Source organism: Burkholderia sp. 22PA0099, assembly GCF_047497165.1.
Taxonomy (GTDB): domain Bacteria; phylum Pseudomonadota; class Gammaproteobacteria; order Burkholderiales; family Burkholderiaceae; genus Burkholderia.
The window spans coordinates 3,807,619-3,821,351 of sequence record NZ_CP163165.1; the positions used below are offsets into that span (position 1 = coordinate 3,807,619).

11 protein-coding genes are annotated in these 13,733 nt (G+C 66.5%); 9 read left to right on the forward strand and 2 right to left on the reverse strand.

Going from position 1 to position 13,733, the window contains the following annotated elements; all coding sequences use genetic code 11:
- Nucleotides 1–159 precede the first annotated feature (159 nt).
- From AB4851_RS32260 to AB4851_RS32275, 4 genes are all read left to right on the forward strand, one after another.
- Nucleotides 160–1,737 carry a capsular biosynthesis protein gene (locus AB4851_RS32260; protein ID WP_414450297.1) on the forward strand — a complete coding sequence of 526 codons (1,578 nt, stop codon included), beginning with the start codon at nucleotides 160–162 and terminating at the stop codon, nucleotides 1,735–1,737.
- 93 nt (nucleotides 1,738–1,830) lie between these two features.
- Nucleotides 1,831–3,255, forward strand: coding sequence for a mannose-1-phosphate guanylyltransferase/mannose-6-phosphate isomerase (locus AB4851_RS32265; RefSeq protein WP_414451997.1), 1,425 nt, complete (start codon nucleotides 1,831–1,833; stop codon nucleotides 3,253–3,255).
- Nucleotides 3,256–3,436: 181 nt separating this feature from the next.
- Nucleotides 3,437–4,288 (forward strand): class II glutamine amidotransferase, encoded by an 852-nt coding sequence (locus AB4851_RS32270; RefSeq protein ID WP_414444008.1) that lies wholly within the window; start codon nucleotides 3,437–3,439, stop codon nucleotides 4,286–4,288.
- Nucleotides 4,289–4,392: 104 nt separating this feature from the next.
- Nucleotides 4,393–5,208 (forward strand): mechanosensitive ion channel family protein, encoded by an 816-nt coding sequence (locus AB4851_RS32275; protein WP_414444007.1) that lies wholly within the window; start codon nucleotides 4,393–4,395, stop codon nucleotides 5,206–5,208.
- A gap of 101 nt (nucleotides 5,209–5,309) precedes the next feature.
- Here the strand turns inward: AB4851_RS32275 and AB4851_RS32280 are convergent, their stop codons facing one another.
- Nucleotides 5,310–5,996, reverse strand: a complete 687-nt coding sequence (locus AB4851_RS32280) for a VTT domain-containing protein (RefSeq protein ID WP_414444006.1) — start codon at nucleotides 5,994–5,996, stop codon at nucleotides 5,310–5,312.
- Between the two features lie 201 nt (nucleotides 5,997–6,197).
- Here AB4851_RS32280 and mutL point away from each other — a divergent pair, with 201 nt between their 5' ends.
- Both mutL and miaA read left to right on the forward strand, forming a co-directional pair.
- Nucleotides 6,198–8,252: a DNA mismatch repair endonuclease MutL gene (gene mutL, locus AB4851_RS32285; protein ID WP_414450298.1), complete on the forward strand. Its 2,055-nt coding sequence runs from the start codon at nucleotides 6,198–6,200 to the stop codon at nucleotides 8,250–8,252.
- A complete protein-coding gene (gene miaA / locus AB4851_RS32290; protein ID WP_414450299.1) occupies nucleotides 8,249–9,226 on the forward strand; it encodes a tRNA (adenosine(37)-N6)-dimethylallyltransferase MiaA in 978 nt (325 codons plus the stop codon). Before mutL ends, miaA begins: the two co-directional genes overlap by 4 nt.
- Nucleotides 9,227–9,349: 123 nt before the next feature.
- Here the strand turns inward: miaA and purM are convergent, their stop codons facing one another.
- Nucleotides 9,350–10,405 carry a phosphoribosylformylglycinamidine cyclo-ligase gene (purM, locus tag AB4851_RS32295; protein ID WP_414444003.1) on the reverse strand — a complete coding sequence of 352 codons (1,056 nt, stop codon included), beginning with the start codon at nucleotides 10,403–10,405 and terminating at the stop codon, nucleotides 9,350–9,352.
- A 300-nt stretch (nucleotides 10,406–10,705) separates the two neighbouring features.
- Here purM and hda point away from each other — a divergent pair, with 300 nt between their 5' ends.
- The 3 genes from hda to pcnB are packed head-to-tail and all read left to right on the forward strand — an operon-like array spanning nucleotide 10,706 to nucleotide 13,725.
- Entirely contained in the window at nucleotides 10,706–11,443 is a 738-nt protein-coding gene (hda, locus tag AB4851_RS32300) for a DnaA regulatory inactivator Hda (RefSeq protein ID WP_414444002.1), read from the forward strand.
- Between the two features lie 21 nt (nucleotides 11,444–11,464).
- A complete protein-coding gene (locus AB4851_RS32305) occupies nucleotides 11,465–12,151 on the forward strand; it encodes an HAD family hydrolase (RefSeq protein WP_414450300.1) in 687 nt (228 codons plus the stop codon).
- On the forward strand, nucleotides 12,148–13,725 hold the full coding sequence (pcnB, locus tag AB4851_RS32310) for a polynucleotide adenylyltransferase PcnB (protein ID WP_414450301.1): 1,578 nt from the start codon (nucleotides 12,148–12,150) through the stop codon (nucleotides 13,723–13,725). The genes AB4851_RS32305 and pcnB overlap by 4 nt, the downstream gene beginning before the upstream one ends.
- Nucleotides 13,726–13,733: the final 8 nt, after the last annotated feature.

Below are 13,733 nucleotides of genomic sequence, written 5' to 3' on the forward strand. Positions count from 1 at the left end.
GCAGTGATCCAATCCGCTCTGCAGGACCTTGAACGGTCCGGAGGATCAAACGGAATCCCGGCACTGATGCGCCGGGTCCTCGAGTCGGACGCTTTACATGTCCGACGTACCATTCTTCCGTTACCGGATGCTTGGCAAGCGCCGTCTGCCCGGGCCCGCGTGGTTCTTATCGACGAGCGCACCGCCTCGGATCAGGACGCGCATGCCACGCGACGCCAGCGCCGCACCGCCTTCGATGCAATGCTGCGCACCGCGTTCTCGCTGTATGCGAACGCCGACTTCTGGCTGTATCCAACGGCCGACGATGGTCGCGGCAAATGGCTTTCCGCTTCGGCGCCCCTGTCTACCGACGTACGCCGATTGCAGGCCGAACACTCTCTGCACGAAATACTACGCACGCCGAACGTTATCGTATTTGTCGTCGCGGCTTCGGAAGGCATGGGCGCCTTGCTGGCGGGCGTACCGGTTCACATCTTCGGCAGCCCTTACTATTCAGGCTGGGGACTGACGCAGGATCACGACTCGAACCTGTCCACCTCGCGCATTCAGTCTCTTGAAACACTGTTCGAGGCAGTCTTCCTCAAAACCGCGATCTACCGCGATCCCGTCACGAATACGCCAGGCAGCCTGATTGCCGCGCTCGACTTCGTTGATATCCAACATGCGGTCGCGCGTCGTTACGCGGATTTGCAGTCGGTCGCCGGCGTGGCGTTTCAGTGGTGGAAACGCCCCTTTGCCACGCCCTACCTGTTGTCGGGCGGTGGCAGGCTCCGATGGGTTCGTGGTGCGCCCGACGTCCAGACGCGCGAGTGCGCCGCGATCTGGGGAGGGCGATCGGCAGCCGGCTTGCAACCGGGCGTGGCTCATTTCCGGATAGAGGACGGCTTTCTTCATTCAACCGGGCTCGGGTCGGACATGATTGCCCCATTCAGTCAGGTCATCGATCGACTCGGCATCTACTTCGATTCGAGCCGTCCGAATGAATTGACAGAAATCCTAAACAATGCAAATTTCGAGGCGGCTGAACTGCGACGTGCTGCCGCATTGCGCAAGATGATCGTGCAGTACGGCCTGACCAAATACAACCTCGGACGCCGCCGCCCAGAATGGGCGCCACCAAGCGGCAAGCGCGTGATTCTCGTGTCCGGGCAAGTCGCGGACGACGCTTCCATTCGTCTCGGCACACAAGGAATAGCGACATCCGAGGCGTTGATTGACACCGTACGCACGCAGAATCCGAATGCGTTCATTGTCTACAAGCCACATCCGGACGTCTTATCTGGCAATCGCCTCGGCCACATCGGCACCGCATCTGTGGCCGACATCGTCGATCGAACATCGGATCTGATCTCCTTGATCGAGATCGCCGACGAAGTTCACACGCTCTCGTCACTTTCGGGGTTCGAGGCGTTGCTGCGCGGCAAGACCGTCCATACCTACGGCCTGCCGTTTTATGCCGGCTGGGGATTGACGCACGACGCGCTGCCGCAGCGGTGGCGCAAGCGCGAATTGACAATCGACATGTTGGTGGCCGGAGTGCTGATACGATATCCGGTCTATTGGGATTGGAGCCTGCGTCGGTACACGTCGGTCGAAGCCATCGTGCACAAGCTGGCGGCACCGGCTGCACGACCGCTCCGAACCATTGCATCCCGCCAGCTTCGCTTTCTGATCAAAGCGATGCGATGGGCACGTAATGCGTTGCTGCATGTTGTCTGGAGAATGCGCGCCGCGTGACGATTTAAAAAAATCCGATTTCGTCGAATCATTAAAAATAGCCGTTTCGATTGAAAATCGAGCGGCCTATACATTCCTATTGTGGAGCAGCCAATGATTTTTCCAGTAATTCTGTGTGGCGGCAGCGGTACTCGTCTTTGGCCCATGTCGCGCGGCGGGTACCCCAAACAGTATCTGAAACTCACGGGCGACGAGACACTGGTGCAGCAAACCGCATTGCGCGCCGTTCATATTCCCGATGTCGCCAATCCCATCGTGGTCACGAACAACGAGCAACGCTTTCTCGTTGCGGAGCAATTCCGCCAGGTCGGCGTGACGCCCTCGACCGTCGTGCTCGAACCGGTCGGCCGCAACACCGCGCCCGCAATCGCGATCGCCGCGCTGCTTGCCTTGCGCGAGTCGCCGGACGCCATGCTGCTGGTACTGCCCTCGGATCAGATCATCCAGAACGAGGAGGCCTTCATTCAAGCGACGCTCGAAGCGGCCTCCGTCGCGGCCGACAACCATCTCGTGACCTTCGGGATCGCCCCGACCGAGGCCCACACCGGTTACGGCTACATTCGCCGCGGCACGCCGGTGGTTGATGGAAAGGCTGTTTATCACGTCGACGCGTTCGTCGAGAAACCCGATTCGGAAACCGCCACTCGCTTCCTCGCGGATGGCCGCTATTACTGGAACAGCGGGATGTTCATGCTGAAAGCCTCGACATATATCGAGGAGCTCGAACGTCACGCGCCGGAAATCGCACTGAATGCACAGCGCTCGCTAGAAGCCGCTCAGAAGGATGCGGATTTCGTCCGCCTCGATAGCGAAGTGTTCGGTGCCTGCCCGAACATCTCCATCGACTATGCCGTCATGGAAAAAACCGACCGTGCCGCCGTCGTAGAAGCAGCGGACCTGGGTTGGAACGACATCGGCTCCTGGAGCGCACTGGCCGATATCGCCGAACGCGACGCCGCGCTCAATACGCAAATCGGCGACGTGTTTTCTCACGACACGACGAACACCTACGTCCGCGCCGAACACCGCATGGTCGCCGCCATCGGCGTCGACAACCTCGTGATCGTCGAAACCGCCGATGCCGTCCTCGTCGCCCACCGCGACAAGACCCAGGACGTCAAGAAAATCGTCGAATGGCTCAACGCCTCCGGCCGCCACGAATCGATCACGCATCGCCGCGTGATTCGCCCGTGGGGCGACTACGAAGGCATCGACCAGGGCGAGCGATTCCAGGTGAAGCGGATCGTCGTGAAACCCGGCGCGCAACTGAGTCTTCAGATGCACCACCACCGCGCCGAACACTGGATCGTCGTGAAGGGCACCGCGCTGGTCACCAACGGCGACAAGGAAATCATGTTGACGGAAAACCAGTCGACCTACATTCCGCTCGGCGCCACGCACCGTCTCAGCAACCCGGGCAAGATCCCGCTCGAACTGATCGAAGTGCAATCGGGTTCGTACCTGGGCGAGGACGACATCGTCCGCTTCGAGGACACCTACGGCCGCGCACCGAAGTAAGCATCGCGCCCTGCACGCGCCGCATTCGTGGCGCGTGCGGCCGTGCTGCACAACCCGGGGCAGCACGGACGCCCTTCCCCGCCCCTGCGCCACGTTTTCCGCTATCCTCGCCAGCATCCCGTCCGGCTTCGGCGTGACGTTCCCGCGCGCGCCCGCCCATTCGCTGCAGGAGGCTCCCCCCATGTGCCGCTGGCTCGCCTACACCGGCAACCCCATCCAGCTCGAAACCGTCCTGTTCCGGGCTCGCCATTCCCTGATCGACCAAAGCCTGCACTCGCGCCTGGGTGCGACCACCACCAACGGCGACGGGTTCGGCATCGGCTGGTACGGCGGTCGCGACGAAATCCCGTTCCGCTACCGCTCGGTCCACCCGGCCTGGAACGATCGCAACCTGCGCGAAGCGGCGCGCGCGATCCACTCGCCGCACTTCGTCGCGCACATTCGCGCGGCCACCGATACGCCGATCCAGGAAACCAACTGTCACCCGTTCCGGCACGGCCGCTGGCTGTTCGTCCATAACGGGCTGATCCGCCGCTATCACAAGCTGCGCCATGACCTGATGATGCGCATCGATCCGGCGCTGTTCCACTCGGTCGAAGGTTCGACGGACTCCGAAGTGATGTTCCACCTAGCGCTGACGTTCGGCCTCGAACACACGCCGCTGCCGGCGCTGGAGCGGATGGTCGGCGCGATCGAGGAAGCGGCCGCGCGACACCGCGTCGAGAACCCGATCAACATGACGGTGTGCGCCACCGACGGCGAACGCATCGTCGCGGTGCGCTATTCGAGCGAGCGCCAGTCGCGCACGCTGTTCCACAGCACCTCGTTCCGCCATCTGCACGAACTGTATCCCGACGATCCGCGCATCGCGGCGGTAGGCGACGACGCGTTCCTGGTGCTGTCGGAGCCGCTCGTCGATCTGCCGAACGCCTGGGAGGAGATCCCCGAAAGCACGGCGATCGTCGCGCACCAGGGCACCGTCGAACAGGTGCCGTTCACGCCGCGCACCCCGCACAACGGCGCGCATCGCTGACTCCATCACGATCGATCTCGGCCGGTTGCTCCTGCCGGCTCGCGCAGGTATAACTGCGCAGCCGGGCGCATGTCGCGCCCCGATTTCATCGTTCAGGAGAACGTATGGTGGATCTCGCAAACGCGCAGCAATTCCTGTTGACGCGCGGCATGGATTTCGGCCTCAAGGTGATCGCGGCGATCGCGCTGTGGATCGTCGGCCGCTGGCTGATCCGGCTCGCCACGCGCCTGCTTGGCCGGCTCGTGCAGCGCAGCGGCAAGGTCGACACGACCCTCGCGTTTTACCTGTCCTCGGTGGTCAGCGTGCTGCTGACGGTCGTCCTGATCCTCGCGATCCTGCAAGTGTTCGGCGTCCAGACGACCTCGTTCGCCGCGCTGCTGGCGGGCATCGGCCTCGCGGTCGGCACGGCCTGGGGCGGCCTGCTGGCGCATTTCGCGGCAGGCGTGTTCCTGCAGGTGCTGCGCCCGTTCAAGGTGGGCGATTCGATCTCGGCGGCGGGCGTCAGCGGCACCGTCAAGGAACTGGGCCTGTTCAGCACGACGATGCTGACGGGCGACAACGTCGTCACGATCGTCGGCAACAACAAGATCTTCTCGGACACCATCTCGAACTACAGTGCGACGACGCACCGTCGCGTGGATCTGACCGCGAAGATCGCGAACGGCGTCGATGCCGTGGAAGCGATCGCCAAGCTGCGCGAGGCGATCCTGAAGATTCCGAACGTGATGACGGCGCCCGCGCCCGACATCGGCATCCTGCAGTTCACGCCGGAAGGCCCGCTGCTGTTCGTGCGCCCGAGCACGCCGCCGGGCACCTACTGGCAGGTCTATTGCGACGGCCAGCACGCGATCCTCGATACGCTGCGCGACGCAGGCTATCCGACGCCCGAAACGCCAACGATCCAGCGCTCGGCGGACTGACGCCGGCGGCTCCGCTTAAACAAGCGCACATAAAAAACGCCCGCTCGATCCGAGCGGGCGTTGTCGTTTGCGCGGCCCACATCACGCGATGCGGGCGACCGTCAGCCGCGCCCCTGCTCGCCCGTGCGCGGCGCATTCGAGCGGCCGCGAAACAGCTTCCACAGCGCGCCGATCACCACCGGCACGGCAGCCGCGCCGATCCCGACCAGCACGATCACGTTCAGGTAGTGGCGAATGAACGGGATGTTGCCGAAGAAATAGCCGAGCAGCGTCAGCAGCAGCACCCACAGCAACGCGCCGGCGATATTGAAGAACTGGAAGCGCGCGAAACCCATCTGCGACACGCCGGCCACGAACGGCGCGAAGGTCCGCACCACCGGAATGAAGCGCGCGGCCACCAGCGTCTTGCCGCCATGGCGCTCGTAGAAGTTGTGCGTCTTTTGCAGCGCGGCGCGGTCGAGAAAGCGCTCGAGCACCGGCACCCGCGTGTCGAACACCTTCGGGCCGATCGCGCGGCCGATCAGGTAGTTGACGGTATTGCCGAGCGTGGCCGCCACCAGCAGCAGCACGATCAGGCCCGCCAGGCTCATCTCGCCCGAGGCGGCGAACGCGCCGGCGATGAACAGCAGCGAATCGCCCGGCAGGAAGGGCAGGATCACCAGCCCGGTCTCGCAGAACACGATCAGGAACAGCACGAGGTACACCCAGGCGCCGTACTGCCGGATGAACTGGCCGAGGAACGCATCGATGTGCAGGACGAGACCGAAAAAATGGAGCAGCGTATCCAAATGCGTTTCCCTCAAATTCGAGACAGTGCAGGAGCGGCAGCGCCTGGAGGCCAGGCGCTGCCGCGGGAATGATACCGAAAGAAGCTTAAGGGTCCGTGAAAAATCGCCGCGAGATAAGGATGCAAGCGGATGGATGCAAGCGGATGCAAGGGGCCGGATGCGCCGTCGGTGAGCCAGCCGCGGCGTCGTTATAATTCCGCCATGTCCGAATTCACCGATTCCGCCGCCGACGACGCCGCCACCGCCTCCCCGGCCGTGCCTGCGCCCGGCCCGCGCCCGCTGCGCGCGATCCAGCCGCTGCCCGACCAGCTGATCAGCCAGATCGCGGCTGGCGAGGTGGTCGAGCGTCCCGCATCCGTCGTCAAGGAACTGCTCGAAAACGCACTCGACGCCGGGGCATCGAGCCTGCGCATCGTGCTCGACGAAGGCGGGGTCAAGCGCATCTCGATCACCGACGACGGCTGCGGCATCCCCGAAAACGAACTGCCGCTCGCGCTGATGCGCCATGCGACCAGCAAGATCCGCTCGCTCGACGAACTCGAATCGGTCGCCACGCTGGGCTTTCGCGGCGAGGCGCTGGCCTCGATCGCGTCGGTGGCCGACGTGTCGATCACGAGCCGCACCGAGCAGGCGTCGCACGCCACGCGCATCGACGCCGACACCGGCGCGCTGTCGCCGGCGGCCGGCACGCGCGGCACGACGATCGAAGTGCGCGAGCTTTACTTCAACACGCCGGCGCGCCGAAAGTTCCTAAAGAGCGAGCAGACCGAGTTCGGCCATTGCCTCGAAATGATCCGCCGCGCGGCGCTGGCGCGGCCCGATGTGGCGATCTCGGTGCTGCACAACGGCAAGGCCGTCGAGCACTGGAACGCAAGCGAACCGCCGGTGCGCGTCTCGAAGATCCTCGGCGACAGCTTCGCCACTGCCCATCTGCCGCTCGACGAACGGGCCGGGCCGCTGGCCGTCTACGGCTGCGCGGGCCTGCCCACGGCCAGCCGCGGGCGCGCCGATCAGCAGTATTTCTATGTCAACGGCCGCTTCGTGCGCGACAAGCTGCTCACGCACGCGGTGCGCGCGGCCTACGAGGACGTGCTGCACGGCGACCGCTATCCGTCCTACGTGCTGTTCCTCGATTTGCCGCCGGAAGCGGTCGACGTCAACGTCCATCCGTCGAAAATCGAGGTGCGGTTCCGCGATTCGCGCTCGATCCACCAATACGTGTTCCACGCCGTGCAGCGCGCGCTGGCGCGCCACGCGGGCGCTTCGCCGGAAACCACGGCGGGCGGCCATGCCGCGCATCTGACGCCGTCGGGCGCGCCGGCCGTGTTCGAGCGCCCGGCGCTCGCGCTGGGCGCGGGGGCTGGCGACAGCACGGCGGGCAATGCGGCTGGCGGCGCCGGCGGCATCGGCAATCTGGCCGAGAGCCGCCTTGGCGGTGGCTTCGGCGGCGGCGGCGCTGCCGGCAACCACGCCGGCAGCAACTGGATGCGCCAATCGCGCATGACCCAGGGCACGCTGCCGGTCGCGCAACCGCTCGCGCTCTACGACGCCCTGTACGGCCGCAAGGACGCCACCGGCACGTCGTCGGCCGGCAACGCCTTGGCCGCCGAACCGTCGCCCACCCCGTTCGGCGCGACGCCCGGCACGCTGCTGGCGCATGCCGCGCACGACGACCAGCCGCTCGGCTTCGCGCTCGGCCAGGTGCACGGCATCTACGTGCTGGCGCAGAACGCGCAGGGGCTCGTGATCGTCGACATGCACGCGGCACACGAACGGATTCTCTACGAGCAGTTCAAGAACGCGCTGACCGACAAGGCGATCGCCGTGCAGCCGCTGCTGCTGCCGGTATCGATGGCGGCCACGCCGGTGGAAATCGGCGTGGTGGAAGAGGAACGCGAGACGCTCGACGCGCTCGGCTTCGATCTGGCCGTGCTGTCGCCCACCACGCTCGCGATCCGCGCGGTGCCGGCGCTGCTCAAGGATGCCGACCTGCAGACGCTCGCGCGCGCCGTGCTGGCCGATCTGCACGAATTCGGCGGCTCGCGCGTGCTGACCGAGCGCCAGCACGAACTGCTGGGCACGCTGGCCTGCCACCACGCGGTGCGCGCCAACCGCCGCCTCACGCTCGACGAAATGAACGCGCTGCTGCGCCAGATGGAAGCCACCGAACGCGCCGACCAATGCAATCACGGCCGCCCGACCTGGTATCAACTGACGCTCGGCGATCTCGACCGCCTGTTCATGCGCGGTCAATGAGCGCGCCGCACCGCACCGACGACCGCGCGCGCCTGACGGTCGCCTGCCTGCTCGGCCCGACCGCCTCGGGCAAGACCGCCGCCGCGCTCGCGCTGGCCGCGCGCCATCCGGTCGAGATCGTCAGCGTCGATTCGGCGCTGGTCTATCGCGGCATGGATATCGGCACGGCCAAGCCGAGCCGCGAGGAGCGCGAACGCGTGCCGCATCACCTGATCGACATCATCGATCCCGCCGACGCCTATTCCGCTGCCGATTTCCGCACCGACACGCTGCGGCTGGTCGGCGAGATCGTCGCGCGCGGGCGGCTGCCGCTGCTCGCGGGCGGCACGATGCTCTACTACAAGGCGTTGACGCAGGGCCTCAACGATCTGCCCGCCGCCGACCCGGCCGTGCGCGCGCAGCTCGACGAGGACGCCGCGCGCGACGGCTGGCCCGCGCTGCATGCGCGGCTGGCCGACATCGACCCGGCCACCGCCGCGCGGCTCGCGCCGAACGACGCGCAGCGCATCCAGCGCGCGCTCGAGGTGTTCATGCTGAGCGGCCAGCCGATGTCGGCGTTGCTCGCCGCGCCGCCGCGCGAGGACGATGCCGCGCGGCGCTACCGCTTCGTGCCGGTCGCGCTCGAACCGTCGGACCGCTCGGTCCTGCATGCGCGCATCGCCACGCGCTTCGACGCGATGCTCGACGCGGGTTTCATCGACGAGGTCGAACGGCTGCGCCGCCGCGAGGATCTGCATCTGGGGCTGCCGTCGATGCGCTGCGTCGGCTACCGGCAGGCCTGGGAATATCTGGACGGTGAAACCGATTACACGACGATGCGCGACAAGGGCGTGTTCGCCACGCGCCAGCTCTGCAAGCGTCAATTGACCTGGCTGCGCTCGATGCCCGAGCGAATCGTGGTGGATTGCTGCGCCGAGGATGCGCCGGCGCGCGCGGTGGATGCGGTGGAACGCGTGCTCGCCGCGAACGGCTGAAGAAGCGCCGGACGATTCCGGAGGGATGCCGGCAAATAGCCGACAAACGACCGGCAAACAAGAAGGGCCGCGATTCGCATCGCGGCCCTTCTTCATTTCATGCAGCCATCACACCGGCATGCGTCAGACCACCACCGTCTGCGCCTCGCCTTCGCGCGTCGCACGCACCTTGCCGATCTTCCAGACCTGCTCGCCGGCGGCGCTCAGGTCGGCCACGGCCGCATCGGCATCCGCTGCCGACACGATCACGGCCATGCCGATGCCGCAGTTGAACACGCGATGCATTTCCGCGTCGGCCACGCCGCCGTGCTGCTGCAGCCACTGGAACAGCGGCGGCAGCGTCCATGCGTTCTGGTCGAGCTCGGCCGTCAGGCCTTCGCGCAGCACGCGCGGGATGTTCTCGACCAAACCGCCACCGGTGATGTGGGCCATGCCCTTGACCGGCAGCTTCGCCATCAGCGCGAGCAGCGGCTTGACGTAGATGCGCGTGGGCGCGATCAGCGCATCGGCCAGCGTGCGGCCGTCGAATTCGGCGTTCAGATCGGGATTCGCGCGCTCGATGATCTTACGCACCAGCGAGAAGCCGTTCGAGTGGATACCGCTCGACGCCAGGCCCAGCACCACGTCGCCCTCGGCGATCGTGCTGCCGTCGATGATCTTGCTCTTTTCGACCGCGCCGACGGCAAAGCCGGCCAGATCGTATTCGCCGTCCGGGTACATGCCCGGCATTTCCGCGGTTTCGCCGCCGATCAGCGCGCAGCCCGACAGTTCGCAGCCCTTCGCGATGCCCTTGATCACGTCGGCGGCCGTGTCGACGTCGAGCTTGCCGCACGCGAAGTAATCGAGGAAGAACAGCGGCTCGGCGCCTTGCACGAGGATGTCGTTGACGCTCATCGCGACCAGATCCTGGCCGACCGTGTCGTGGCGGTTCAGGTGGAACGCCAGCTTCAGCTTGGTGCCGACGCCGTCGGTGCCCGACACGAGCACCGGCTCCTTGTAACGCTTGGGCACTTCGAACAGTGCGCCGAATCCGCCGATCCCGCCGAGCACGCCTTCGCGCAGCGTTTTCTTCGCAAAGGGCTTGATCTTGTCGATGAGCGCGTCGCCCGCGTCGATGTCGACGCCCGCATCACGGTAGGAAAGACCTTGGGCGTCGGGAGCGGATTTCGGAGAAGTCATGGGGGAATGCGAGAAGGTCGGTAAAATGCGATTTTACCCGAAGCCGGACGCCCGGCCGAATTACCGCGCCGATCTTTCGACGGAAACCATCGTGTCCGAATCGTCCCCGATTTCATCGCAGGCCATCGTGCCCGCCGCGCCGCGCCATGCGCCGCCGCGCGGGCCGCGCCGTTCAGGGCCTGCGCGCCCTGGCGGCACGCCGCGTGCGGCTGCCTGCGCCGTGGCGTTTGCGCATCGGCGCGGCGGCTCCGGCACGGCCGCCGGCGCATGGCGCGCGCCCGACCTCGACCGATCCGCATCGTGACCGCCACCCGTCAACTGACGCTCGACCTCGGTACCCCGCCGCCCCGGACCTTCGAGAATTTCACCATCGGCGCGAACCACGAACTCGTGTCGCGGCTGCGCCGGCTCGATCTCGCGCTCGCGGCCGGCCCGGTGGCCGACCGTTCGTTCTACGTATGGGGCGAAGCCGGCAGCGGCCGCAGCCATCTGCTGCAAGCGCTCGTCTACGACACCTCCTACGGCAGCGCGCGCTACCTGACGCCGCAAAGCCCGCTCGGCGCGATCGCGTTCGACCCGCGCGTCTCGCTGTATGCGGTCGACGACATCGACGCGATGAGCGACACCCAGCAGATCGCCCTGTTCAATCTGTTCAACGAGGTGCGCGCCCATCCGTCGAGCGCGTTCGTCGGCGCGGGGCCGGCCGCGCCGCTCGCGCTCGACGTGCGCGAGGACCTGCGCACGCGGCTCGGCTGGGGCCTGGTGTTCCATCTGGCGCCGCTGTCGGACGCCGACAAGGCCGCCGTCTTCAAGCGGGCCGCCAAGGATCGCGGCATCGCGATCGCCGACGACGTGCCCGCCTACCTGCTCACCCATTACCGGCGCGACATGCCGAGCCTGATGGCCCTCCTCGATGCACTCGATCGCTTCTCGCTCGAACAGAAACGCGCCGTGACGCTGCCGCTGCTGCGTACGCTGCTGGCCACGCTGGAGCGCGAAGCGGCCGTCGCGGCCGGCGCTTCCGGCCGGATCAAGTAGCTTCAAGTAAAATGCCCCTCCATGACAAATCTGGCACTCTTTGACCTCGATCACACGCTGATCCCCACCGACAGCGACCACGAATGGGGTCGCTTCATGATCAAGCTCGGCCTCGTCGATGCGGAGCGCTTCCGCGCGCAAAACGACCGTTTCTACGCCGACTACAAGGCCGGCACGCTCGACATCCACGCCTATCTGGCCGCCGCGCTCGCACCGCTCGCGCAGCATCCGCGCGCCCAGCTCGACGCCTGGCACGAGCAGTACATGCACGAGGTGATCCGCCCGGCCATGCTGCCGGCCGCCGTCGATCTGGTCCGCCAGCACCGTGAAGCCGGCGATCTGTGCTGCATCGTCACGGCCACCAATGCTTTCGTCACGCGGCCGATCGCCACGGCCTTCGGCGTCGAAACGCTGATCGCCTGCGAAGTCGAAACCGTCGACGGCCATCCGGCCTCCGACCTGACCGGCCGCGCTACCGGCCTGCCGAGCTTTCGCGAAGGCAAGATCGCGCGCACCGAAGCGTGGCTCGCCTCGCTCGGCAAATCGCTGGCCGATTTCGAACACAGCTATTTCTACAGCGATTCGCACAACGATATTCCGCTGCTCGCGAAAGTCACCGACCCGATCGCCACCAACCCCGACGACACGCTGCGCGCCCATGCCCGCGAGCAAGGCTGGCGCATCCTCGAACTCTTCCAAGCCTCGTGATCAAAAAATTCATCCGCAAGCTGCTCGGGCAGGACGACACCGCCGCCCACGACGACGCCCCGCATTCCGGCGTCCCCGATTCCTCGCCTGAGGCCATCGCCGCGGCGAAAAAGCAGGCCGCACGCGACGCCGCCAAGGTCGCCGCGAGTCGCACCGATCCCACCATCGTGCCGGCCGCCGTGCATGGCATCGATCCCTCGCTGATCTCGCGCAACGCCGTGCGCGTGACCGACACGCTGCAGCAGGCCGGGTTCCGCGCCTTCATCGTAGGCGGCGCGGTACGCGACCTGCTGTTCGGCATCGCACCAAAGGATTTCGACGTCGCCACCGACGCCACGCCCACCGAGGTGCAGCGCCTGTTCCGCCGCGCCCGCGTGATCGGCCGCCGGTTCCAGATCGTCCACGTGCAGTTCGGCCAGGAGCTGATCGAGGTGTCGACGTTTCGCGCGCTCGTCGATGCGCCGGCCGACGCCCCCGCCCCGGCCCCCGCGGCCGCCGACGATGCGGCCCCGCCGCGCCGCCTGAAGCGCGACGAACTCGACCGCCGCACCCACGCGGTCGACGCGAGCGGACGCGTGCTGCGCGACAACGTCTGGGGCGAGCAGCACGAAGACGCGGCCCGCCGCGACTTCACGATCAACGCAATGTATTACGACCCCGCGACGCAAACGGTGCTCGATTACCACGACGGCATGGCCGACATGCGCGCACGACTCTTGCGCATGATCGGCGATCCGGCCACGCGCTATCGTGAAGATCCGGTGCGGATGCTGCGCGTGGCGCGCTTCGCGGCCAAGCTCGGTTTCGACATCGAACCCCACACGCGCGACCCGATCAAGCCGCTGGCGGACCTGATCGGCAACGTCCCGGCCGCGCGCCTGTTCGACGAAATGCTGAAGCTGCTGCTGTCGGGCCACGCGCTGGCCTGCCTCAAGCAACTGCGCAGCGAGGGCCTGCATCACGGCCTGCTGCCGCTGCTCGACGTGGTGCTCGAACAGCCGCAGGGCGAGAAGTTCATCACGCTCGCGCTGAACAACACCGATGCGCGAGTGCGCGCCGGCAAGTCGGTTTCGCCAGGCTTCCTGTTTGCCACGCTGCTCTGGCACGACATGCGCCAGCGCTGGAACCAGAACGTCGCGAACGGCGAGTTCCCGGTGCCCGCACTGCAACGCGCGATGGACGACGTGCTCGAAATGCAGACCGAGAAGCTCGCGATCCACAAGCGCTACTCGGCCGACATGCGTGAAATCTGGGGCCTGCAACTGCGCCTCGAGAAGCGCTCGGGCCGCGGCGCGATCCGGCTGCTGGAACACCAAAGATTTAGAGCGGGGTATGATTTCCTCCTGCTGCGCTGCGAGTCCGGCGAACTGGACGAATCGGTGGCGCAGTGGTGGACGGATTTCATGGACGGCGATGTCGCCGCTCGCGAAGCGCTGCTGACCTCGGGCACGCCGCGCGACCCCGCCGCGGCCGCCCCGCGCAAGCGCCGCCGCCGCGGCGGCGTGCGTAACCGGCGGCCCGACGACGGCACCGCACCGGCAACGGATACGCCGGCAGCGGACGCGGACGACTGAGCCGCCGG